Source organism: Exiguobacterium flavidum (assembly GCF_003344535.1).
GTDB classification, from domain to species: domain Bacteria; phylum Bacillota; class Bacilli; order Exiguobacteriales; family Exiguobacteriaceae; genus Exiguobacterium_A; species Exiguobacterium_A flavidum.
Genome location: NZ_QPKS01000006.1, coordinates 22,504 through 47,080, shown reverse-complemented (window position 1 = coordinate 47,080; position 24,577 = coordinate 22,504). Strand labels below are relative to the sequence as shown.

Sequence of the window (24,577 nt, the reverse complement as noted above, 5' to 3'; positions counted from 1 at the left end):
GATGATGGTAAAGAAAATCGTTGCGGATACGATGGGTGAAGCGATGGAGCGTGTGAAGCGGGAACTCGGAGAGGACGCAGTCATCTTGAACACGCGAAACATAAAAGTCGGAGGGTTGTTCGGTTTCTTCCAGCAGAAGAAAGTCGAGCTCGTCGCGACACTCGAAGAAAACAAGAAAGAGCAAGCGGCGACGCTTGTCTCGAAAACAACTGAAAACCCTGTCCGTACCGTGCAGGAACCTGCCCGGATTCGCCCGGATGAGCAGGAAGCGAAAGTCGTCATGACGACGATGCCGAGGCTGCCTGAGCCGTTGATCGCCTATGAACAGCTTCTTCTTGAGCCGAGCGTGAGCTCCATGGCTGAAGAGTTGAGCGAATTGATCCTCTCGAGCTACTACCGGACGAACGACACGGCCGGCGCCGTTGAGGCACTCAGAAGCCGGATCGTGCGTGATCTCAAGGTTGAGACGCCTGAAAGCCGCTTTATCATGCTGGTCGGTCCGACCGGCGTCGGAAAGACGACGACGATCGCGAAACTTGCCGCGGATTACCAGTTGAACAAAGGGATGAAAGTCGGCCTGATCACGACGGATACATACCGGATCGCAGCGGTCGAGCAGTTACGGACCTATGCCGAAATCTTATCGCTACCGCTCGAGGTAGCCTATGATGCAGCGGAATTCGAGGCGGCGAAGGTGCGCTTACAGGATTGCGATGTCATTCTCGTCGATACGGCAGGGAGAAATTTCCGTGACGCAGGGTATGTCAGACAACTCGAAAGACGTCATGACTTCTCCGACACCAGCCTCTTGCTCGTGCTCAGCCTGACAGCTAAATTCAAGGACATCGAGAAAATTTTCGCTCAATTCCGTCACTTACCGCTTGCGGGATTAATCTATACGAAGGCGGACGAGACGAGCGATCTTCTGACGATCTTCGGCATGACGGATAAGACCGACCTTCCTGTCGCCTGGCTGACGACAGGACAGGAAGTACCGGAGGACTTGTGTCAGCCGGATGCCGAACGGCTTGCCTCGATGATCATCGAGAAAGAAGGGCTGCGATGATGTCGGATCAAGCAAGGCAACTTCGGTCGAAGGTTTCGATGAAACAGACGAAGACGATCGCGATCGTCAGTGGAAAGGGCGGCGTCGGAAAGACGAACGTCGCAGTCAATCTGGCAATCGCCCTATCCCTTCAACAAAAGCGGGTGCTCATCGTCGATCTCGACATCGGGATGGCGAACGTCGGGGTAGTTCTCGGAGAGAGCGCGAGACGTTCCCTGATGGACTGCGTCAAGGAACGCACCCCCCTGTCAGCAGCAATCACGGAAGTCTCGAACCAGCTTCACTTCATCCATGGAGGGAGCGGATTCACGGAACTGGTGTCCTTCTCTGAAGACGATATGACGTTCATGATGAGCGAGATGCGTTTCTTCTATGAATATGACTTCGTCCTGCTCGATCTCGGGGCAGGCGCGAATGACCATACGTTCGATTTCATCAGCAGTGCCGACGAGGCATGGCTCATCGTCACACCTGAGCCGACCTCCATCATGGACGGCTATGCCTTCGTCAAACTGGCGAATCGGCATGCGAATGATTTGCCGATCGCCGTCCTAGTCAACCGTGCGGTGAACGGGGAGGAGGCGACCGAGACGTTCGAGCGGCTCGAGCTCGTCAGCACGAAGTTTCTCGAACAATCACTTCGATTCATCGGGTTTCTCCCGGATGATCCGGTCGTCACCCGCGCCGTGAAGGCGCAGCAGCCATTTTATTTATTCGACCGGAACAGCGACGTCAGCTGGCGACTCGATCGCATCACGACGACACTTACCGGCGTCCCGATTCAGGAACGTAATTTCCTGGATCGTCTCGTCAGCCGTTTCAAACGGCGGACGAGCAGTACTCGCTAATATGAAAGGGGACCTCGTCCATGGATTTAAATGAATATTTAGGCCTGTTTCTCGACGAGTCGATCGAGCATTTGCAAGCGATCAACTCGAGCCTTTTGAAATTCGAACAGAAGTTGGATGACGAAGGAGTGATCGATCAGATTTTCCGTTCCGCCCACACATTGAAAGGGATGGCCGGCACGATGGGCTTTGACGGCATCGCCGATTTGACACACGAGATGGAGAGCGCTCTCGACCTCGTCCGCTCTAAACGCCAGCCGGCGACACCTGAACTGATCGATACGCTGTTCGTCGCAGCAGAACAGATCGAAGCGATGGTCGATGATATCGCGAATGGCGGAAAAGGAAAGCGTGACGTCTCGGAGACGGTCGCCCGCCTGAAGCAGTTCTCGAACACTTCAGAGGAGACGGAAGTGAAGAAGGCATCGACTGCAAATCCGTCATCGACATTCAAATGTGACGTCTACTCGGAGTCTGTCGTCAAGCAGTCACTCGCTTCAGGGTACAACGTCTTCGTCATCGATGTCGCCCTGTCTGAGGATGTCATCCTCAAGGCTGCGCGCGTGTTCATGGTTTTCGAACGGCTGCAGTCGCTCGGAGATGTCATCTTGTCCGATCCGACTTCGGACGAGCTCGAACAGGAACAGTTCGAGACGAGCTTCCGTGTCCTCTTCGTGACGACGAACACGGCAGAAGAAGTCGAGAAGAGCATCGGAGCCGTTTCGGAAGTCGCGGCGGTGACCGTGGCGGATTATGCGCCTGAGGTCTCAGCCGAGGTGGCCGTCACTGCGATTCCCGAAGTCAGCCCCGTCTCTCCGGCTGCGAAGGAAGAAACGGAACAAGGACCGGTCGCTGCAGCGAAGACGATTCGCGTCAATTTGGAGCGTATCGACCGTTTGATGAACCTGTTCGAGGAGTTCATCATCGACCGCGGCAGACTTGAACGAATCGCAGGTGACGTCGAGTCTCCTGAATTGACGGAGACCGTCGAGCGCATCAAACGCGGTACGAACGAACTGCAATCACTCGTCCTGACGCTACGGATGATGCCGATCGAGCAGGTGTTCAATCGCTTCCCGCGGATGGTCCGATCCGTCGCGAAGGACGTCGGCAAGAACATCAAGCTTCACATCACGGGGGCTGAGACGGAGCTTGACCGGACCGTCATCGACGAGATTGGGGATCCGCTCGTCCACCTGATCCGCAACGCAGTCGATCATGGAATCGAGAGCAAGGCGGACCGTTTGAAGGCAGGCAAACAGGAAGAGGGGAACTTGACTCTTCGTGCGTATCACGCAGGGAACCGTGTCTTCATCGAAATCGAAGACGACGGGGCAGGCATCAATCACGAGAAGGTTACTCGAATCGCCGTTGAAAAGGGCATCTTGACGCAAGAGGACGCTGCACTTCTGACGCCGGAAGAGATGTCGATGCTACTGTTCGCACCTGGATTCTCTACGGCAGAGACCGTGACGGATCTTTCAGGGCGCGGCGTTGGACTCGACGTCGTCAAGTCGAAGATCGAATCGCTCGGTGGAGAAGTGTTCGTCGAGACGAAGCTTGGCGAAGGGACGATCTTCCGGATCAGTCTGCCGCTTACGCTCTCGATCATCTCGGCGATGCTCGTTCAGCTGCAGGATGAGACGTATGCCATCCCGTTGACTGCCATCATCGAGACGACGTCGCTCAAACACGAAGCGGTGCTGCAGGCACACCGTGAGAAGGTGTTCGATTTCCGCGGTCAGCTCGTGCCGTTGATTTGGCTGACGGACGTCTATGGCCTCGAGAGTGCGGAAAGTGAAGCATACTCCGTCGTCGTCGTCAGAAGCGGTGACAGACTGGCGGGGCTTGTCGTCTCGCAACTGATCGGTCAGCAAGAAATCGTCATGAAACCACTCGGCAGTTATCTTGAAGGTATTCGCGCCATCTCGGGCGCGACGATCCTAGGGGATGGACGTGTCGCCCTAATTGTCGACAGCAACGCGCTGTTGCGGAAGTGAGGAGAAGGAAATGGAACAGAAATGGGTAGTGTTTCAACTGGGAGAAAATGCTTACGGACTTGATGTCCAATCCGTGCGATCGATTGAACGCCTTCAGCCGATCACGCGAATTCCGAATGCCGCATCGTATGTAAAGGGCGTCATCAACCTGCGAGGGGTCGTCACACCCGTGATCGACCTCCGGACGCGACTTGGCTTCGAAACACTCGAGGAGACGGAAGAGACGCGAATCATCATCGCGACGCTCGAGCACGGAGACGCTGGATTCATCGTCGATCGGGCGAATGAAGTCATCGAGGCGCAGGATGTCCGGATCGAGCCGCTCCCGGAGAGCGGAAATGCAGAAAATGCGTACTTGACGGCTATCGCGAAAGGGGAGAAGGAGCTGTTCTCACTTCTTGACCCGAATCGCCTGTTCGAGGAAATCGTACATGCTTGATCCCCTTGAAAAGGATGTCTTCAAGGAAGTTGGCAACATCGGAGCTGCACATGCCGCGACCGCACTCTCCACATTGCTCGGCCGTCCGATCGATATCGAGGTGCCTTCGGCAGAGCTCGAGGGTTTCGAGAAGATTCTCGAACGGCTCGGCGGAGCGGAGAACTACACGGCGGGTGCGTTGCTCCGCTTCACGGGAGATGTCGAAGCGACGCTCTTGTTCCTGATGCCGCTCGAGGACGCCGAACGGCTCGTCGGACAATTGATCGGTGAACAATTCCGTTTCTTCGGAGAGATGCACTCGCTCGGTGTCTCAGCATGGGAGGAAATCGGCAATATTCTGATTGGCGCCTATGCGCGCTCCATCTCGGACTGGCTCGGTCTTTCGCTCCACGTCAGCGTACCGGCCTCAGCTTTCGACATGGTCGGCGCAATTTTGGAAATCGGATTACTAAATTCAACAAAATTTGGTAACATGGCATTATACATCGACACACGGCTCTCAAGTCTCGGCGATGCGTTGAACGGACATCTTCTTCTCTTGCCTGACGAGGATTCCTTCGCGCCGGTGTTCAAGCGATTGGGTGTGGATCCGAATGGAAAATGAAGTGATTCGGATCGGCATCGCCGAGTGGGCGGTCAGCCGTGAAGCCGTCGTCCTCCGAACGGCCGGTCTCGGTTCATGCGTCGGTGTCGTCCTGTACGATCTCGAAAGGGGACTGTCGGGAATGGCACACGTCATGCTGCCGGATTCGGCGATCAGCCGGAATAAGAAAGAAGAGATCGGAAAGTTCGCCGATACGGCGATCGTCGCGTTGAAGGACTCTCTCGAAAGGATGGGGGCGGTCCGCTTGCGGGCGAAGATCGCAGGCGGTGCACAGATGTTTCAATTCAAATACGAACATGAGTCGATGCGAATCGGCGAGCGTAACATACAAGCAGTCAAGGAAGCGTTACACGCGGTGCGCGTCCCCCTCGTCGCAGAAGATGTCGGAGGGACGAATGGCCGGACGATCGAATTCCATTCGAAGACAGGGATGTTGATGATTCGGACGGTCAACGTAGGGACGCTGGAAATTTGAAGGAGGAATAGAGACATGCGTGAGGATTTACAACAACTTTGGAATGAATGGCTTTCGACGCGTGACGGGTCGGTCGCCGATCTATTGCTTCTAAACTATGAACATCTCGTTCTGTACCACGTCCAGCGTCTGAGCGCCACGCTTCCGAAAAGCGTCGACCGAGACGAATTGAAGAGCCTCGGCATGATGGGGCTGTACGATGCCCTCAAGAAATATGATCCGAATCATAACAACAAGTTCGATACATATGCGGCATTCCGTATTCGCGGTGCGATTCTTGACGGTCTGAGAAAAGTCGACTGGCTTCCGCGTTCGCTCCGTGAAAAATCGAAACGGGTCGAGGCGGCTGTCGAAATCCTCGAGCAGCAATTGCAGCGGACACCGACTTTGGAAGAAGTTTCAAAAATCGTCGACATGAAGCCGGATGACGTGAAGGCGGCTCTTGCCGAGAGTTACTTCGCGAACGTCCTGTCGATCGACGAGGCCGTGACACTTCAGGACGAAGGGAAATCGATGTCGATCTCCTACCTCGATCCGGAAGCCGCCACGCCGGAAGATTCGCTGCTCATGCGGGAGTTGATCTCGAAACTCGCAGAGGAGATCGAAGAGCTTTCTGAAAAAGAGCAGTATGTCGTCTCTCTTTTCTACTTCGACGAACTGACGTTGACGGAAATCGGCGAAGTCCTCGGGCTTTCGACGTCCCGCATCTCGCAGATTCACTCGAAGGCGCTCCGTAAGCTGAAGCATGCCCTCGGGAGTGCGTACCTCTCTGACCGTGTCGCGATGTGAAAGGGATGACCATGACATTATTCTTCATACTTCTATCAGCAGGTTTCTGCTATGCGTTGCTCCTGCTGTTCAAGCAACAAACCTTGATGCGTGAACGGATTGAAAATCTTGAGACGGAGAAGCGCGAGATGGAGCAGTTGCTCCTCGCCTTCATGGAGAACGTCAACCGGATCGACGATGACCGGGACGAGACGCGGACTGAAGGAAACACTGATCCAGTCAATCACGTAGCCGTCAGGGATACAGCGTCTGAAAAAGAAGACGCGCCTGGTGGAGTCGATGTCAAGGCAAGGCTTGAACAGGGGGAGGACTTGGATGCACTCGCCCGTTCCCTGAACCGGGGAGCCGGCGAAGTGGCTCTGATCGCCAAACTTTCTAAAGAAACGACAGTTGCCCCGCGCTGAACAATGTGCTATATTAGTCTACGGTTGTAATTACGCACGCATGTATCGCCGGCTGCGGTGCCTATATTAGGTTAGCCGGATCAACGATCATCGCGGAGGACACCCAAAAACCAAAAGGAGGAATTTCATCATGGCAGTAATCTCAATGAAACAATTGCTTGAAGCTGGTGTACACTTCGGTCACCAAACACGCCGTTGGAACCCAAAAATGGCAAAATACATCTTCACAGAGCGTAACGGTATCTACATCATCGACCTTCAAAAGACGGTCAAGAAAGTAGACGAAGCATACAACTTCATCCGTGAAGTAGCGTCTGAAGGCGGTAACGTTCTTTTCGTCGGTACGAAAAAACAAGCTCAAGACACTGTGAAAGAAGAAGCGATCCGTGCGGGTCAATACTTCATCAACGAACGTTGGTTGGGTGGTACACTCACGAACTTCTCAACAATCAAAAAACGGATCAACCGTTTGAAGCAACTCGAAAAAATGGAAGAGAACGGCACATTCGACGTCCTTCCTAAAAAAGAAGTCATCATCCTCAAAAAGGAAATGACACGTCTCGAGAAATTCCTCGGCGGTATCAAGGATATGCCAGGAGTTCCGGATGCACTCTTCATCGTTGACCCACGCAAAGAGCGTATCGCGATCGCGGAAGCACACAAACTCAACATCCCAATCGTTGCGATTGTTGACACGAACTGTGATCCAGACGAAATCGACTACGTCATCCCAGCGAACGACGATGCGATTCGTGCAGTCAAATTGCTCACTGGTAAAATGGCTGACGCAATCCTCGAAGTTAAACAAGGCGAAGATAACGTAGCACCTGAAACTACTGAAGAAACAGAAGTAGTAGCAGACGCTGAGTAATTCGTGATGCCAGGTGATAAAGGGAATCGACCTTTTATCACCTTTTTTTTGAAAACAGCACTTTGAAGGAGGAACATCCAATGGCTATTACAGCAGCAATGGTAAAAGAACTTCGTGAAAAAACAGGCGCAGGTATGCTCGACTGCAAGAAAGCACTCGTCGAAACTGACGGCAACATGGAAGCGGCAATCGACTTCCTTCGTGAAAAAGGAATCGCGAAAGCGGCTTCTAAAGGCGACCGTATCGCAGCTGAAGGTTTGACTGCAGTCGCAATCGAAGGCAACAAAGCAGTACTCGTCGAAGTCAACTCTGAGACTGACTTCGTAGCGAAGAACGAGCGTTTCCAAAACCTCGTTCAAAACATCGCGAACGCAGTTCTCCGCAACGGAACAGAAACTGCTGAAGCGGCTCTCGCTTCTGAGTACGAAGCTGGAAAGACGATCGACACGTACATCTCTGAGGAAGCTTCGACGATCGGCGAGAAAATCTCTCTCCGCCGCGTAGCATTCTTCAACAAAGCTGATGACGCTGTCTTCGGTTCATACCTCCACATGGGCGGCCGTATCGGTACGGTCATCGTCGTAGAAGGAACTACTGATGAGTCAGTGGCGAAAGACATCGCGATGCACATCGCAGCTGCGCGTCCACTCTACGTCGACCGTTCTGAAGTAACGGAAGAAGAGAAAGCTCGCGAAGAAAAAGTCCTCACTGAGCAAGCGCTCAACGAAGGCAAGCCTGCAAACATCGTCGAGAAGATGATCGTTGGCCGTATGAACAAGTACTTCGAGGAAATCTGCCTCGTCGACCAGACTTTCGTAAAAGACCCTGACTTCAAAGTCGGTAAATACGTCGAGTCTAAAGGCGGCAAGATCGCTTCATTCGTTCGCTTCGAAGTAGGCGAAGGCATGGAGAAAAAAGAAGAGAACTTCGCTGAAGAAGTCATGAACCAACTTAAAAAATAATCAGGGCGACCTGATCATATGAGAAGGAACACGTATGCATAAGTCCACTTTCGCGTGGAAGTGGGTCGTGTTCCTTTTTCACGGAACGGAATCAAGCAAGGAGGGCGAAGTTATGCAGCCGAAGTACAACCGGATTGTGTTAAAATTGAGCGGAGAAGCGCTCGCAGGAGATCAAGGGTTTGGAATCAACCCGGTAATCGTCAACTCGATTTCTGAACAGATCAAGGAATTGATCGATTTGAAGGTCGAGGTCGCCGTCGTCGTCGGCGCCGGTAACATCTGGCGCGGAAAGACAGGAAGCGAACTTGGAATGGACCGGGCGAATGCTGACTACATGGGCATGCTCGCGACGGTCATGAACTCGCTTGCGCTCCAGGACAGCTTGGAATCCCTAGGCGTCGAGACACGCGTCCAAACATCGATCGAGATGCGTCAAGTCGCAGAACCGTACATCCGCCGTCGTGCGATGCGTCACCTTGAGAAAGGCCGCGTCGTCATCTTCGCAGCCGGCACAGGGAACCCTTACTTCTCGACGGATACGACAGCAGCACTCCGGGCGGCAGAAATCGAGGCGGATGTCATCCTCATGGCGAAGAACAACGTCGATGGCGTCTACTCGGCGGACCCGAACGTCGATCCGAATGCGAAGAAGTTCGAGACGCTTACGTATCTCGACGTGCTGAAGGACGGGCTCCAAGTCATGGATTCGACTGCTACGTCGCTCTGCATGGACAACGATATCCCGCTCATCGTCTTCTCACTCCTTGAAGAAGGAAACATCAAACGCGTCGTCACCGGTGAAGAAATCGGGACGCTCGTTAGGGGGAAATGACTATGTCACAACAAACAATCAAACAAGCAGAAGAACGGATGGAAAAAGCGCACGCTTCTTTGAAGAAGGAGCTCGCGACGCTTCGCGCTGGACGTGCGAATGCGTCGATCCTCGACCCGGTACAGGTCGATTACTACGGTTCGCCGACACCGCTCAACCAGGTCGCGAACATCAACACGCCTGAAGCGCGCCTGATCTTGATCACGCCTTGGGACAAATCGATGGTGACGGAAGTCGAGAAGGCGATCCAACGTGCTGACCTCGGACTTGCGCCTTCTTCTGACGGTACGGTGATCCGTCTTGCGATCCCGCCGCTTACGGAAGAGCGTCGTAAAGAGCTCGTCAAACTCGTCAAGAAGTATACGGAAGAGGGCAAGGTCGCCATCCGTAACATCCGTCGCGATACGAACGAGCAGCTCAAGAAGCTCGAGAAGGATGGCAGCTTGACTGAGGACGATCTTCGCGGATATACGGAAGACGTCCAGACGCTCACTGACAAGTTCGTCAAGCAACTTGACGCGACTGCAACTGAGAAAGAGAAGGAAATCATGGAAGTGTGACGAATTCGTCACAAGGGGACTCTTTGTCACACGAAGAGTCCCTTTCTTCTTAAAGAAGTGACAGACAGGAGGAAGAAGTGGATGTTTCAATGGTTGAACCAAACGAAAGAATCTGCGCCCGAACAGACGGCGCCCGCACACGTCGCCATCATCATGGACGGCAACGGACGCTGGGCGAAAAAGCGAGGACTTCCTCGCATCATGGGGCACCGCGAAGGGATGAAATCAGTCAGGGAAGCTGTTCGCACTGCGAGTGATCTTGGTGTGTCGAGTTTGACACTATATGCGTTCTCGACCGAGAATTGGTCGCGCCCGGAAGAAGAGGTCAGCTTTTTGATGAAGTTGCCCGGTCAATTCCTCGAGACGGATCTGAAAGATCTTGCCGCGCGCAACGTCAAGGTGGAGGTGGCTGGAGAAGTCGAACGGCTTCCGGTCTTTACACGCGACGCCATCGCTCAAGCTGTCGAGGAGACACGCGAGAACACTGGTCTCAAACTCGTCTTCGCCCTCAACTATGGCGGACGGGACGAGTTGCTGAAGGCGACGCGGCGGATTGCCGAACGCGTCAAAGCATGCGAGCTATCCCCTGAAGAAATCACGGAAGCGACGATCGAGTCAGAACTCATGACAGGTTCGATCACCCATGTCGATCTCGTCATCCGGACGAGCGGAGAGCAACGTCTTTCGAACTTTCTCCTCTGGCAAGCGGCTTATGCGGAGTTCTACTTCACGGACGTGTTGTGGCCGGATTTCCGTCGCGAGCACTTCTTGAAGGCAATCGAAGATTATAATCTAAGGACGCGCCGATTCGGCGGCGTCTGATAAATGAGGATTTTATTATGAAAACTCGTATCATCACAGGCATATGGGCAGGAGCGATTTTTCTGACGTTGCTTTACCTCGGCGGAATCCCGTTCCTCGCCTTCATGGGTGTGCTGACGCTGATCGGCTACCATGAACTCATTCGTATGCGACGCTTGAAATGGACATCAGTCCCTGTCATCTTGTTCGCCCTGGCGACATTGTTGCCGTTCGCAGCGGTCTATCAGGAATGGAGCGGAAGCACTCCGGAACTCGGGCTCCCGCTTCTCAGCTGGGCGATGCTCATCGTGCTCATCAGCCTGTTCTTTACTGTTTTTTCAAAGAACGTATTTACTTTCGACGACGTCTCCGTCCTCTTATTGACGACAGTGTACGTCGGAGTCGGATTCGCGAGCTTCGCGCATATCAGGCTGCTTGAGAACGGACTCAGCTTGTCGCTGCTCGTCATCCTTCTGATTTGGTTTACGGACTCGGGAGCGTACTTCGTAGGGAAAAGTCTCGGCAAGACGAAGCTCTGGCCGGCAATCAGCCCGAACAAGACGGTCGAAGGCGCAGTCGGCGGAATCGTGCTTGCTGTCCTGCTCGGCATCGTCTTCGAATTGATTTCACCGACGTTTGGATTCGGACCGGTCATTCTGCTCGCCGTCATCGTCGCTGTCGTCGGTCAGTTGGGTGACCTCGTCCAATCGGCTTATAAGCGGCACTACGGCGTCAAGGATTCCGGTGCGCTCCTTCCAGGGCATGGCGGGATCCTTGACCGTTTCGACAGCATGATGATCGTCTTCACCGTGATCGTCGTGCTCGGGCTATTCGAATAAGGGGGAAGCGGAATGAAAAAAATCAGTATCATCGGGGGGACCGGGTCGATCGGTCTTCAGACGCTCGACGTCATCGCAGAAAACGGCGATAAGTTCGAATTGGTCGCATTCGCTTATGGACGCAATACGGAAAAGGCGATACCTTGGATCAACCGCTTCAAACCACGCATCGTCGCTGCACAAGATGAGGCAGCGCTCGAAGCACTTAAGTCCCGACTCGACTATTCGCCCGAACTCCATCTCGGGGAAGAGGGGCTAATCCGTGTCGCGACAGCGGAGGAGGCGGACGTCGTCGTGACGGCTGTCGTCGGGGCTGTCGGTCTGAAACCGACGCTTGCTGCGATCGAGGCGGAAAAGACGATCGCGTTAGCGAACAAAGAGACGCTCGTCACAGCCGGACACCTCGTCATGAAACTGGCGCGCGAGAAGAACGTCCGAATCCTTCCGGTCGACAGCGAACACGCAGCGATCTTCCAGTGCTTGAACGGTGAGCGCCGCGAAGACGTGAAACAGATCATCCTGACGGCTTCAGGCGGAAGCTTCCGTGACAAGACGAGAGAAGAGCTTTCTCAAGTGACGGTCGAACAGGCACTCAATCACCCGAACTGGTCGATGGGTGCGAAAATCACGATCGATTCAGCGACGATGATGAATAAAGGTTTCGAAGTGATCGAGGCACACTGGCTTTTCGGCATCGACTATGATGATATCGATGTCATCATCCACCGCGAATCGATCATTCATTCGATGGTCGAATTCAATGATGGCGCCGTCATGGCACAGCTCGGAATGCCGGATATGCGTGAGCCGATCCAGTACGCTCTTACATATCCTTCCCGCCTTGAAATCAAGGGGGGAGAACGGTTAAACTTAAAACAAATCGGAAGTCTGCATTTCACGGAAGCTTCGTTCGAACGATACCCTCTGCTCCGTCTCGCTTTCGAGGCCGGGAAGGCAGGCGGCTCGATGCCTACAGTACTGAACGCGGCTAATGAACAAGCGGTAGCCCGCTTCCTGGCGGGTGAAATCAGCTTTTTAGAAATCGAAGCGAGCGTAGAAGCGGCACTCCATGCACATGAACGCATTGCGGATCCATCGCTCGAGCAGATTCTCGAAGCGGACCGTTTTGCGCGTGAGTTCGTGGCGGCACTTTCGTTCGAAAAGTAAGGATGGGATATAAATGACGACATTCATCTCGATCGTCCTCATGTTCGGCGTGCTTGTCGCCGTCCACGAATGGGGACATCTCGTCATGGCGAAGCGTGCTGGGATTCTTTGTCGTGAGTTCGCAATCGGATTTGGTCCGAAAATCATCTCGTTCTTCCGAAACGAGACACTGTATACGATCCGGCTCCTGCCGATTGGCGGGTACGTCAAGATGGCCGGGGAGGAACCCGAGTTCGTCGAAGTGAAGCCCGGTCAAAACATCGGTCTTGGCCTGAAGCAAGGTGTCGTCGAATCGATCTACTTGCAGGCGGATAATCCGAAGGCTGATCAGGTCATGACGGTCGAGCAAATCGATCTCGTCCGTGAGCTGAACGTGCGCGGCCAGTCTGGAGACGCCGTCATCGAATACCCGGTGGCGCGCGATGCATTTTTGGTCGACGGACAGACGAAGACACAGATCGCGCCTTATGACCGGACGTTCGGAGCACAATCCGTCTTCAAACGGGTCCTCGCGATTGCTGCCGGACCGGCGATGAACTTCGTCCTGGCTTTCGCGATCCTCTTCGGCATCGGCCTCGTCCAAGGCACGCCGACCGGGGAGAGCGTCATCGGGAACGTCCAGGAAGGATCTCCTGCAGATAAGGCCGGTCTCGTCGAAGGAGACCGCATCGTCTCGATCAACGGTATGGAGACGAAGGAATGGACGGACCTTCGTGCAGGCTTCGAGGACCAGGGCGGAAAAGAGACGCAGGTCGTCTTCGAGCGTGACGGCAAGGAACGATCAGCTGTCATCACGCCGAAAGTACAGGATCAGAACGGTCAGAAGGTCGGTATCATCGGTGTGACGAATGCGACGGAACGTTCGTTTGGCAATGCGCTCGAAACAGGCATCTCAGAGACATGGCGTATGTCGACATTGATCATCGGTGCAGTCGGAGACTTGATCACCGGTGTAGTCGGTGTCGATCAGCTATCTGGGCCTGTCGGCATCGTCAAGATGACGGATCAGGTCGCTGACAACGGTCTGACGATGCTCCTGACGTGGACTGCCCTCTTGTCTGTCAACCTGGCAGTCTTCAACCTGCTTCCGCTCCCTGCACTTGACGGAGGACGTCTCTTGTTCCTGCTCGTCGAGGCACTTCGCGGCAAGCCGATCGACCCGCAAAAGGAAGGAATCGTCCATTTCATCGGATTCGCCCTCCTGATGTTGCTCATGTTGTTCGTAACGTGGAATGACATTCAGTCATTCTTCTAAATTGATTTAAAAGGGGTCCTATTCTCAATGAAACAGTCGAAATTGTTCATGCCTACGCTGCGCGAAGTACCGGCTGATGCGGAAGCGATCAGCCATCAGCTTCTGCTTCGTGCCGGCTTCATGCGTCAGAATGCTTCCGGTATCTATTCCTATCTCCCGCTCGCGAAGCGTGTCCTTTCGAAAATCGAAGGAATCGTCCGGGAAGAGATGGAGAACGCTGGAGCTCAGGAACTTCTCATGCCTGCGATTCAACCAGCCGAACTTTGGGAAGAGACTGGACGCTGGGATATCTATGGTCCTGAGCTGATGCGCCTGACGGATCGGCATGACCGCCGTTTCGCTCTCGGAGCGACACACGAGGAGCTCATCACATCACTCGTACGTGATGAACTCAATTCCTATAAGAAACTTCCAGTGAACCTGTTCCAGATTCAAATGAAATACCGTGACGAACGACGTCCGCGCTTCGGATTGCTCCGCGGTCGCGAGTTCATCATGAAGGACGCCTATTCGTTCCACAGCACGCAGGAAAGTCTTGATGCGGAGTACGAAAACATGTTCAACGCCTACTCGAACATCTTCTCCCGCGTAGGTCTTGAATTCCGCCCTGTCGTCGCAGACTCAGGTGCGATCGGCGGTAAGGATACGCATGAATTCCATGCGCTTGCTGCAATCGGAGAAGATACGATCGTCTATTCGAACGAATCGAACTATGCGGCGAACCTCGAGATGGCCGAGACACTCGACCAATACCCGCGCCAAGCCGCCGAACCTGAAGCGCTTGAAGAAGTGCACACAGGTGACGCAAAGACGATCGAATCGGTCGGCGAGTACCTCGGTGTCAAATCTGAGGAATCGATCAAGACGGTCATCTTCAAGACGGAACAAGGGCTCGTCATGGCGCTCGTCCGTGGTGACCATGAGGTCAACGATATCAAGCTGAAGAACCACGTCGGCGCACTCGATATCACGATGGCGACGGACGAGGAGATCGAAGAAGCCCTCCATTCGAAACCGGGCACGCTCGGACCGATCGGGACCGACATGCGCATCGTCGCGGATTACGCAGTCCGCTCGCTGACGAATGCGGTCTGCGGCGCGAACAAAGCGGAAACGCATTACATCCATGTCGATCCGAGCCGCGACTTCGCGGCGGAATATACGGATCTTCGCTTCGCGATCGAAGGCGACGCTTCGCCGGACGGCCAAGGTATCGTCCAGTTCGCGCGCGGCATCGAGGTCGGGCAGGTGTTCAAGCTTGGAACACGTTACTCTGAAGGCATGAACGCGACATTCCTCGACGAAGGCGGAAAAGCACAGCCGCTCATCATGGGCTGCTATGGCATCGGGGTGTCCCGGACACTGTCAGCTGTCGTCGAACAACATTATGATGAGCGCGGGATCATCTGGCCGAAAGCAATCGCGCCGTTCGACATCCATCTGATCGTCGTCAATGCGAAGAACGAAGAACAACTGTCACTCGGTGAGTCGCTCTATGCCGATCTGACGAAGGCAGGCTATTCGGTCCTGCTCGACGACCGGAAGGAACGGGCGGGCGTCAAGTTCGCCGATGCCGACCTGATCGGTGTGCCTGTCCGGATAAACGTCGGCAAGATGGCGTCTGAAGGCATCGTCGAATTGAAGTCACGGGCCGGAGGCGAGACGCAAGAGGTTTCGCAAGCGGACCTTGCCGAACGTGTGCGCGCATTATACGATAGTCTATGAAGTTCAGGGAGACGGTCACTTATTCCACGGTGACTGTCTTCTTTTCTTACACACCATACGCCCCTTGGGCAATCGCAAGAGGAGGAGGAGCTGCTGTCGCGGTGTGAATTGAAAGACAGCCATCAGCGTATGGAAAAAACGAATCGCATGGCGCTCTTGATGAGCGACCTCGAATTGCCGACAGGCATCATTGAAAAACATTTCAATCAAGCTTCCCTCGAGAAGCTCCGTGTCAATAAAGCAGCCGGAACGTGGACGTTTCATGTGAAACTGACGGAGGTCCTGCCTCAAAACGTCTACCAGCTGTTCGCGAGCCGCCTGAAGAACCGCTATCAGCAGTTCGCTGAGGTGAAACTGGTGCTGTCGGCCGATAACCGGCCGGACACGGCGCAATTCACCGATTACTGGCCGTACGTCGTCCAAGACCTCGCCGACGTCTCACAAGCGATGCGGACGCACCTGTCGCGCATCCTTCCTGAGGTGAGGGACAATAAGCTCCTCATCCCGGTCCGGAGCGAACCGGAAGCCGGATTCGTCCGAGGGGCGCTTTGCAGCGAGGTTCAGGCACTCTACAGTACGTATGGGTTCGGGAAGTTCAATTGCGAGCCGTTCGTCGCACTCGATGAGTCGAAACAGCAGGCACTGCAGGAACAGGTGAAGCAGGAGGATATCGAAGAGGCGAAACGGATGCTCGAACTGCAGTTCAAGCGGGAGCAGTCTACTGAAGAGGAAGGACCGGTCGATATCCGGATCGGTAAGCCGATCCAGGACGAGATCGTCCCGATCAAGACGATCCAGGACGAGGAACGGCGCATCGCGGTCCGCGGACTCGTCTTCAACGCAGAGAGCCGCGAGCTTCGAAGCGGCAAGACGATCTTCACGTTCAAGATGACCGACTACACGGACTCGCTCATCGTCAAGATGTTCGCCCGTGACGAGTCGGACGTCCGAGTCCTCAGTGCGATCAAGAAGGGGATGTGGATCCAGGCCGCAGGACGCGTCGAGTTCGATACGTACTTGCGAGATCTCGCGATGATGGTCTCACAACTCTCGGAAGTGAAAATCGAACCGCCGGGCGATCCTTGGAAGGGCGAAAAGCGCGTCGAACTCCATGCGCATTCCCAGATGAGCCAAATGGACGCCGTGATGAACGTGACGAAGTATGTCGAACGGGCGGCGAAGTGGGGACATCCCGCCGTCGCCATCACGGACCATGTCGGGGCGCAGGCTTTTCCGGACGCCTATTATGCCGGCAAGAAGAACGGCATCAAAGTGCTGTACGGCATCGAGGCGAACGTCGTCAACGACGGCGTCCCGGTCGCGTACAATCCGGTCGACACCCCGCTCGACGACGCGACGTTCGTCGTCTTCGACGTCGAGACGACCGGGTTGTCCGCCATGTACAACAAAATCATCGAGCTGGCTGCGGTCAAGATCCACGACGGTGACATCATCGACAAGTTCGAGGCGTTCGCCGACCCGAAGCATCTGTTATCGGCGACGACGATCGAACTGACAGGGATCACGGACGACATGGTCCGAGGAAAGCCGGATCCGGAACAGGTCGTCAAGGAATTCATCGACTGGGCAGGCGACTCGATACTTGTCGCGCATAACGCGTCGTTCGATATCGGATTCCTTGACGCGACGCTTCGTTCCGGCGGACATGAGGCGTCAGAGCTGCCGGTCATCGATACGCTCGAACTTGCGCGTGTCCTGATGCCGACACTTAAGAATCACCGGTTGAACACGCTCGCGAAGCGGTTCGACATCGAACTGACACAGCATCACCGTGCCATCTATGACGCTGAGGCGACCGGCTACCTGATGCTGAAGCTGCTTCAGATGGCTGATGAGATGTTCGACATGAAGACGCACCTGTCGCTCAACCGGGAGATGGGGAAGGATATCTCCCGGACACGGCCGTATCATGCGACGATCTATGCGAAGGACAAGACGGGGCTGAAGAACCTCTACCGGCTCATCTCCCTTGCGCATACGAAACACGTCCACCGTGTCGTCCGGACGCCTCGTTCGCAAGTCGTCGCCCACCGGGAAGGACTGATCATCGGGTCTGCCTGCGACAATGGCGAAGTGTTCGACGCTGCCTTGAACAAGTCTGACGAGGAACTCGCGAAGGTGATGGCCTTCTATGACTTCATTGAGATTCAACCGCCTCAGATGTATGGTCACCTGATCGAGCGGGAAATCGTCCAGAATGAGATGGAGCTCCGGGAATTGATCAAGAAGGTCATCCGTGTCGCTGAAGGGGAGGGAATCTTGCCGGTCGCGACCGGGAATGTCCATTACCTCGATGAACACGACGCGATGTACCGTGAAGTGTTGATCCGGACACAGGGCGGCGCGAACATGCTCAATTTGCGCAAACAGCTTCCTCCGGCTCATTTCCGGACGACGCAACAGATGATCGATGCCTTCTCGTTCCTCGGACCGGAGGCGGCGGAACGTCTCGTCGTCACGAACAGCCGCGAGATCGCGGATCGTTTCGAGAACATCGACATCATACCGAAAGATCTCTACACGCCGAAGATCGAGGGGGCTGACGACGAAGTACGGAACTTGAGCTACGACATGGCTCACGCGATCTACGGGACGCCGCTGCCGGAAATCGTCGAAGCGCGTCTCGAGAAGGAATTGAAATCGATCATCGGCCACGGGTTCGCCGTTATCTATCTGATTTCACATAAACTCGTCAAGAAGTCGCTTGACGACGGCTATCTCGTCGGCTCGCGAGGCTCAGTCGGATCGAGCCTCGTCGCGACGATGACGGAGATCACGGAAGTCAACCCGCTGCCGCCGCACTACGTATGTCCGGAGTGTCAGAAGTCGGAGTTCTTCGATGACGGGTCGGTCGGTTCCGGATTCGACTTGCCGGACAAGGAATGCCCCGACTGTCATGTGCCGATGAAAAAGGACGGACATGACATCCCGTTCGAGACGTTCCTCGGTTTCAAAGGGGACAAAGTACCGGATATCGACCTCAACTTCAGCGGTGAATACCAGCCGAAAGCCCACGCGTACACGAAAGTGCTGTTCGGTGATGATTACGTCTACCGGGCAGGGACGATCGGTACGATCGCGGAGAAGACGGCCTATGGCTATGTCAAAGGCTATCAATCCGAGAACGACTTGAACTTCAGGACGGCTGAGGTCGACAGGCTCGTCAGCGGTGTGACCGGCGTCAAGCGGACGACCGGTCAGCACCCGGGCGGAATCATCGTCGTCCCGGATTACATGGACATCTATGACATCACGCCGATCCAGTTCCCGGCTGACGACATGGGCTCCGAATGGAAGACGACCCACTTCGACTTCCATTCGATCCACGACAACCTGCTTAAGCTCGACATCCTCGGGCACGATGATCCGACGATGATCCGGATGCTGCAGGATTTGTCGGGACGGGATCCGAAGACGATTCCTGTCGACGACAAGGAAGTGATGAAGATCTTCAGTTCGACCGAATCGATCGGTGTGACGCCTGAGCAGATCGATTCGAAGACAGGGACGCTCGGCATTCCGGAGTTCGGGACGAAGTTCGTCCGCCAGATGCTCGAGGAGACGAAGCCGACGACCTTCTCGGAACTCGTCCAGATTTCCGGGCTGTCGCACGGGACGGACGTCTGGCTCGGCAATGCGAGCGAACTGATCTACAACGGCACCTGTGAACTGAAGGACGTCATCGGCTGCCGGGATGACATCATGGTCTACCTGATCTACGCAGGGCTCGAACCTTCGCTCGCCTTCAAAATCATGGAGTCGGTCCGTAAAGGAAAAGGGCTGTCACCGGACATGGAAGAGGCGATGATTGAGAACGATGTGCCGCTCTGGTATATCGACTCCTGCAAGAAAATCAAGTACATGTTCCCGAAGGCCCACGCGGCCGCCTACGTCTTGATGGCGGTTCGGATCGCCTACTATAAAGTGCATCACCCGATGTACTACTATGCTTCCTATTTCACTGTCCGGGCCGGAGATTTCGACATCGCCGCGATGACGAAAGGGTCGGCAGCTGTAAGGAAGGTGCTGCAAGACATCAAGGAGAAGGGGTTCGAGGCGACGGCGAAGGATAAAGGCCTCTATACGGTCCTCGAACTTGCACTCGAGATGATCGAGCGCGGTTTCCACTTCAAGAAGGTCGATCTCTATAATTCGAGCGCGACCGACTTCCTGATCGACGGGGACGGCTTGTTGCCGCCGTTCGACGCGGTGACGGGACTCGGGACGAATGCCGCGAAGGCGATCGTCGAGGCACGTGCCGGCGGTGAATTCCTCTCGAAAGAGGATCTGCAGAAACGTGCGAAACTCTCGAAGTCGATCATCGAGACACTCGATGGGCTCGGCTGCCTCGAAGGGCTTCCGGACGAGAACCAGCTCTCGCTCTTCGACCTGTAAAGCGGGGGGAACGCTTGCAGGAACAGGCTTCCTATGCTATATTGGTTGAGGAAATGTTTTTTATACTACGACGGGAAGGAGTAGGGGGACCTGCTCCTTTCTTGTTTGTTTTTTGAAGGAGGATGAAGATGACGAACGTAACTGAGATCGTCGAATCACTCGCTCTTCCGATCGTCGAGCGGGAGAACATGGAGCTCGTCGACGTCGAATTCGTCAAGGAAGGAACGGATTGGTTCCTACGTGTCTACATCGACAAGGAAGGCGGAGTCGACCTCGAGGACTGTGTTCGAATCAACGAACAACTGTCCGAGGCACTCAATGAGGACGACCCGATCGAACAAGCCTATTACCTCGACGTTTCAAGCCCGGGGGCGGAACGTCCGCTGAAGAAGCCTGAAGATTACGAGAAGGCGATCGGCAAGCATATCTACGTCAAGACATACGCGCCGGTCAAGGACGCGAAGGAATTCGAGGGGACGCTCCTCGCATACGACGGCGTGACGCTAGAGATCGAGGTCCGTGTCAAGACCCGTAAATTGAAAATCGAGATACCAGTCGACAAAATCGCGATGGCGCGACATGCCGTCACGTTTTAATGGAAAGGAAGAGCACAATGGGACCACAGTTGTTAGAGGCGATCGAGCTGATCGCGCAGGAAAAGGAAATTGACAAGACCATCATCATCGATGCGCTCGAGCAGGCACTCATCTTGGCATACCGCAAGAACTTCGGGAAGGACTCGGAGGAAGTGAAGGTCGAGTTCGATCAGACGACTGGAGACATTCGTGTCTTCGCGATGAAAAAGGTCGTCGAACGTTTGACGCATCCGGACGAGCAGCTTTCGCTCGAAGAAGCGCATGAGATCGATCCGACTTACGAGCTTGGGGATTACCACAAGGTCGAAGTGACGCCGAGTGACTTCGGTCGAGTCGCGGCACAGACGGCAAAACAAGTCGTCACACAAAAAATGCGCGAGGCAGAACGTCAGCGTATCTACAATCATTTCGCGGACCGTGAAGATGAGATCATGACGGGTATCGTCGAACGTCAGGACGCACGTAACCTTTACGTCAACCTCGAGAACATCGAGGCAGTCTTGACGACGCATGAGCAGATGCCAAACGAGAAGTACGGCATCCGTGACCGGATCAAGGTCTACGTCACGAAGGTCGATCCGATGGTCAAGGGATCAGGTGCATCGATCCTCGTCTCTCGGACGCACCCGGGGCTTCTCAAGCGTCTGTTCGAAATCGAAGTACCGGAAATCGCAGACGGTGTCGTCGAAGTGAAATCGGTCGCTCGTGAAGCTGGAGACCGTTCGAAAATCGCGGTCGGTTCAGACGAGATCGATCCGGTCGGCGCATGTGTCGGACCGAAAGGCGCACGTGTCCAGAAGATCGTCGACGAGTTGAACGGCGAGAAGATCGATATCGTCCGTTACTCTGACAACCCGAAAGAGTATGTCGCCAATGCACTCAGCCCGGCACAAGTCGTCGACGTGTACGTCAACGAGCCGGCGAAGGCGACGATCGTCGTCGTACCTGACTTCCAGCTTTCGCTCGCGATCGGAAAGCGCGGTCAGAACGCACGTCTCGCAGCGAAGCTGACAGGATGGAAAATCGACATCAAGAGTGAGACTGAGGCACAGACGATGACGCTAGAAGACGTGTTCTCAAAGGAAGAGCCTGCCCTTGAACCGATCGAAGCGGAAGTCGCTGCCGATGCTGTCGAAGCCGAAGGCGAGGAATAAGCGGTGCAGAAGAAAGTGCCACTTCGTAAATGTGTCATCACACAGGAAATGAAGCCGAAAGGCGAATTGATTCGTGTCGTCCGGACACCTGAAGGCGACGTCGTCGTCGATCTTGGTGGTAAGATGAATGGGCGGGGTGCCTACTTGTCGAAGGACGCGGCGGTCATCACACAAGCCGCAAAGAAACGGACGCTCGACCATCATCTGAAGGTCAAGACGACCGATGCGCTATATGAGCAGTTGTTTGAACTAGCAGGAGGCATTAAATGAGCAAGTGGGAATCGCTACTCGGTCTCGCGAACCGGGCGCGCAAAGTGACGACGGGAGAAGAACTCGTACTGAAAGAAGTGCGGGGCGGACAGGCGAAGCTCGTCCTGTTGGCTGCAGATGCCGGACCTGCCACACGCAAGAAAGTGACGGACAAGTGCAACAGTTACGACGTGCCGTATCTGCTCGTAGCAGATCGTTTCGTTCTCGGGCAAGCGCTCGGAAAGGAAGCACGCGTCGTCGTGGCGGTCAATGAAGCCGGATTTGCGAAAAAGCTGACTGAACTCCTCTCGCAAGATTAATTGGAGGTGGATCCTTTGGGTAAACGTGTATACGAATTCGCTAAGGAACAGAACGTAACAAGCAAACAGGTCATCACCCAGTTAGATAAAATAAATAAGCCAGTCAAAAACCACATGGCAGTCCTTGATGAAGAGACTGTCAAGCAGCTTGACAAGGTATTCAATCCGGAGAAATACCGGGCGCAGAAAACGGAGGCTCCAACACAAGTGAAATCAGATAATAAACCAAACCGACCAACTACAGGTGGCAACAGACAATCAAGCGGCCCAGCCCGCGGCGGCAAATCGAAGCCGGAGTTCGGCAACCGCAACCGTGGCGGCAAGCGCCGTCCGACTCAGAAAAAGGCAGAACCTCGTCAACTCGAAGTAGCCGATCCGAACTCGAAGTCGAGTCAGCGGAAAGCGGCTCGCCGCGCTCAAGAAGAGCTGATGGCGAACGTCATCCAATACGAGGATAACCTCACACTTGGAGAACTCGCACAAAAGATGAACAAAAAACCGAACGAGTTGATCATGAAGCTCATGGGAATGGGTGTCATGGCGACGATCAACCAGGACATCGACGACGAGACAGTCGAACTTCTCGCAGCTGATTTCGGCTACGACGTCCAAAAGACGGTCAAAGTCGACGAGACGGAACTCGATGCATACGAATTGAACCTCGATGCTTACGAGCTGTCTGAACGTCCTCCAGTCGTTACGATCATGGGTCACGTCGACCATGGTAAGACGACACTCCTCGACTCGATCCGTAACACGAAGGTCACTGCGGGCGAAGCCGGCGGAATCACGCAGCACATCGGTGCGTATCAGGTCGAAGTCGAAGGCAAGAAAATCACTTTCCTCGATACACCGGGTCACGCAGCGTTCACGACGATGCGGGCACGTGGTGCGGAAGTGACGGATATCGCGATCATCGTCGTCGCAGCAGATGATGGCGTAATGCCGCAAACTGTCGAGGCGATCAGCCACGCAAAAGCAGCAGGCGTGCCGATCATCGTTGCCGTCAACAAGATGGACAAAGAAGGGGCAAACCCTGACCGAGTCAAACAAGAATTGACGGAACACCAACTCGTCGCGGAAGATTGGGGCGGAGACACGATCTTCGTGCCGGTTTCAGCACTTAAAGGAGAAGGAATCGACGAGCTCCTCGAGATGATCCTCCTCGTATCTGAAGTCCAGGAGTACAAATCGACACCGGACATGAACGGACGCGGGACTGTCATCGAGGCGAAACTCGATAAAGGCCGCGGACCAGTCGCGACGCTCCTCGTTCAGCACGGTACGCTCCGTGTCGGCGACCCGATCGTCGTCGGTCATACGTTCGGACGGATTCGTGCGATGGTCAACGATATCGGCCGCCGCGTCAAGGAAGTCGGTCCATCGACTCCAATCGAGATCACGGGACTGAACGACGTGCCTAAAGCTGGTGATTCTTTCATCGCTTTCGAAGACGAGAAGAAAGCGCGTCAAATCGGGGAAGCGCGTTACCAGCGTGAAATCGAGGCGCAACGCCGTGCATCCGCGAAAGTCAGCCTTGAGGACCTGTTCGACCGGATCAAGGAAGGCGAAGTCAAGGACCTCAACGTCATCATCAAAGGTGACGTACAAGGTTCTGTCGAAGCACTCGCTGGATCACTCCGTAAAATCGACGTCGAAGGCGTCAAAATCAACATCGTCCACTCTGGCGTTGGTGCGATCACGGAAGGTGACGTCATCCTCGCTTCTGCAGCGAACGCGATCATCATCGGCTTCAACGTCCGTCCTGACGGAAACGCGAGATCGATGGCGGATCAGGAGAAGGTCGAAATCCGTCTCCACCGTATCATCTACAATGCGATCGAAGAGATCGAGCAGGCGATGAAAGGTCTCCTCGACCCTGAGTTCGTCGAGAAGATCATCGGTCAGGCTGAAGTTCGCGACGTCATCAAAGTATCGAAAGTCGGTACGATCGCAGGGGCATACGTCACTGAAGGTAAGATGACACGTGACGCAGGCGTCCGGATCGTCCGTGAAGGTATCGTCATCTTCGAAGGCAAGCTCGATACGCTTCGCCGTTTCAAGGACGACGTCAAGGAAGTCGCGACTGGCTACGAATGCGGAATCAAGATCGAACGGTATGACGACTTGAAGGTTGATGATGTCATCGAGGCGTTCATCATGGAAGAAGTCAAACGCAAATAAGCAAAAAGCCCGAACGGGAGG

At 54.7% G+C, this 24,577-nt stretch carries 23 protein-coding genes; all 23 read left to right on the top strand.

The window, feature by feature from the left end:
- Position 1: 1 nt before the first annotated feature.
- On the top strand, positions 2 to 1,066 hold the full coding sequence (locus tag DFG60_RS07135) for a flagellar biosynthesis protein FlhF (protein ID WP_114571063.1): 1,065 nt from the start codon (positions 2 to 4) through the stop codon (positions 1,064 to 1,066).
- Positions 1,063 to 1,914, top strand: a complete 852-nt coding sequence (locus tag DFG60_RS07130; protein ID WP_114571062.1) for a MinD/ParA family protein — start codon at positions 1,063 to 1,065, stop codon at positions 1,912 to 1,914. Before DFG60_RS07135 ends, DFG60_RS07130 begins: the two co-directional genes overlap by 4 nt.
- A 20-nt stretch (positions 1,915 to 1,934) precedes the next feature.
- Positions 1,935 to 3,914, top strand: coding sequence for a chemotaxis protein CheA (locus DFG60_RS07125; protein ID WP_114571061.1), 1,980 nt, complete (start codon positions 1,935 to 1,937; stop codon positions 3,912 to 3,914).
- 10 nt (positions 3,915 to 3,924) lie between these two features.
- The gene (locus tag DFG60_RS07120) at positions 3,925 to 4,353 is read left to right on the top strand and encodes a chemotaxis protein CheW (protein WP_114571060.1); all 429 of its coding nucleotides are present in this window, start codon (positions 3,925 to 3,927) and stop codon (positions 4,351 to 4,353) included.
- Positions 4,346 to 4,957 (top strand): chemotaxis protein CheC, encoded by a 612-nt coding sequence (locus DFG60_RS07115; protein ID WP_114571059.1) that lies wholly within the window; start codon positions 4,346 to 4,348, stop codon positions 4,955 to 4,957. The genes DFG60_RS07120 and DFG60_RS07115 overlap by 8 nt, the downstream gene beginning before the upstream one ends.
- Entirely contained in the window at positions 4,947 to 5,432 is a 486-nt protein-coding gene (locus tag DFG60_RS07110) for a chemotaxis protein CheD (RefSeq protein ID WP_114571058.1), read from the top strand. Before DFG60_RS07115 ends, DFG60_RS07110 begins: the two co-directional genes overlap by 11 nt.
- A 15-nt stretch (positions 5,433 to 5,447) precedes the next feature.
- Positions 5,448 to 6,221 (top strand): FliA/WhiG family RNA polymerase sigma factor, encoded by a 774-nt coding sequence (locus tag DFG60_RS07105; protein WP_114571057.1) that lies wholly within the window; start codon positions 5,448 to 5,450, stop codon positions 6,219 to 6,221.
- Between the two features lie 5 nt (positions 6,222 to 6,226).
- Positions 6,227 to 6,625 carry a hypothetical protein gene (locus tag DFG60_RS07100; RefSeq protein ID WP_157964499.1) on the top strand — a complete coding sequence of 133 codons (399 nt, stop codon included), beginning with the start codon at positions 6,227 to 6,229 and terminating at the stop codon, positions 6,623 to 6,625.
- A gap of 130 nt (positions 6,626 to 6,755) precedes the next feature.
- Positions 6,756 to 7,496 (top strand): 30S ribosomal protein S2, encoded by a 741-nt coding sequence (gene rpsB / locus DFG60_RS07095; protein WP_114571055.1) that lies wholly within the window; start codon positions 6,756 to 6,758, stop codon positions 7,494 to 7,496.
- Between the two features lie 80 nt (positions 7,497 to 7,576).
- Positions 7,577 to 8,458, top strand: a complete 882-nt coding sequence (tsf, locus tag DFG60_RS07090) for a translation elongation factor Ts (protein ID WP_114571054.1) — start codon at positions 7,577 to 7,579, stop codon at positions 8,456 to 8,458.
- 112 nt (positions 8,459 to 8,570) lie between these two features.
- Positions 8,571 to 9,290 carry a UMP kinase gene (pyrH, locus tag DFG60_RS07085; protein ID WP_114571053.1) on the top strand — a complete coding sequence of 240 codons (720 nt, stop codon included), beginning with the start codon at positions 8,571 to 8,573 and terminating at the stop codon, positions 9,288 to 9,290.
- Positions 9,291 to 9,292: 2 nt separating this feature from the next.
- A complete protein-coding gene (frr, locus tag DFG60_RS07080; protein ID WP_114571052.1) occupies positions 9,293 to 9,850 on the top strand; it encodes a ribosome recycling factor in 558 nt (185 codons plus the stop codon).
- Positions 9,851 to 9,931: 81 nt separating this feature from the next.
- Positions 9,932 to 10,672, top strand: a complete 741-nt coding sequence (locus DFG60_RS07075; protein WP_114571051.1) for an isoprenyl transferase — start codon at positions 9,932 to 9,934, stop codon at positions 10,670 to 10,672.
- 17 nt (positions 10,673 to 10,689) lie between these two features.
- Positions 10,690 to 11,490 carry a phosphatidate cytidylyltransferase gene (locus DFG60_RS07070; RefSeq protein WP_114571050.1) on the top strand — a complete coding sequence of 267 codons (801 nt, stop codon included), beginning with the start codon at positions 10,690 to 10,692 and terminating at the stop codon, positions 11,488 to 11,490.
- A 12-nt stretch (positions 11,491 to 11,502) separates the two neighbouring features.
- On the top strand, positions 11,503 to 12,657 hold the full coding sequence (locus tag DFG60_RS07065) for a 1-deoxy-D-xylulose-5-phosphate reductoisomerase (protein ID WP_114571049.1): 1,155 nt from the start codon (positions 11,503 to 11,505) through the stop codon (positions 12,655 to 12,657).
- 13 nt (positions 12,658 to 12,670) lie between these two features.
- On the top strand, positions 12,671 to 13,912 hold the full coding sequence (gene rseP, locus DFG60_RS07060) for an RIP metalloprotease RseP (RefSeq protein WP_114571048.1): 1,242 nt from the start codon (positions 12,671 to 12,673) through the stop codon (positions 13,910 to 13,912).
- A gap of 27 nt (positions 13,913 to 13,939) precedes the next feature.
- Entirely contained in the window at positions 13,940 to 15,637 is a 1,698-nt protein-coding gene (locus DFG60_RS07055; protein ID WP_114571047.1) for a proline--tRNA ligase, read from the top strand.
- A gap of 129 nt (positions 15,638 to 15,766) precedes the next feature.
- Positions 15,767 to 20,053 carry a PolC-type DNA polymerase III gene (locus tag DFG60_RS07050; RefSeq protein WP_114571233.1) on the top strand — a complete coding sequence of 1,429 codons (4,287 nt, stop codon included), beginning with the start codon at positions 15,767 to 15,769 and terminating at the stop codon, positions 20,051 to 20,053.
- Between the two features lie 128 nt (positions 20,054 to 20,181).
- A complete protein-coding gene (rimP, locus tag DFG60_RS07045) occupies positions 20,182 to 20,649 on the top strand; it encodes a ribosome maturation factor RimP (protein ID WP_114571046.1) in 468 nt (155 codons plus the stop codon).
- Between the two features lie 17 nt (positions 20,650 to 20,666).
- Positions 20,667 to 21,803, top strand: a complete 1,137-nt coding sequence (gene nusA / locus DFG60_RS07040) for a transcription termination factor NusA (protein ID WP_114571045.1) — start codon at positions 20,667 to 20,669, stop codon at positions 21,801 to 21,803.
- A gap of 3 nt (positions 21,804 to 21,806) precedes the next feature.
- The gene (gene rnpM / locus DFG60_RS07035) at positions 21,807 to 22,073 is read left to right on the top strand and encodes an RNase P modulator RnpM (protein ID WP_114571044.1); all 267 of its coding nucleotides are present in this window, start codon (positions 21,807 to 21,809) and stop codon (positions 22,071 to 22,073) included.
- Complete coding sequence (locus tag DFG60_RS07030; RefSeq protein WP_114571043.1) at positions 22,070 to 22,372, top strand: YlxQ family RNA-binding protein; 303 nt, start codon at positions 22,070 to 22,072, stop codon at positions 22,370 to 22,372. The genes rnpM and DFG60_RS07030 overlap by 4 nt, the downstream gene beginning before the upstream one ends.
- Before the next feature lie 15 nt (positions 22,373 to 22,387).
- Positions 22,388 to 24,556: a translation initiation factor IF-2 gene (gene infB / locus DFG60_RS07025; protein WP_114571042.1), complete on the top strand. Its 2,169-nt coding sequence runs from the start codon at positions 22,388 to 22,390 to the stop codon at positions 24,554 to 24,556.
- Positions 24,557 to 24,577 lie beyond the last annotated feature (21 nt).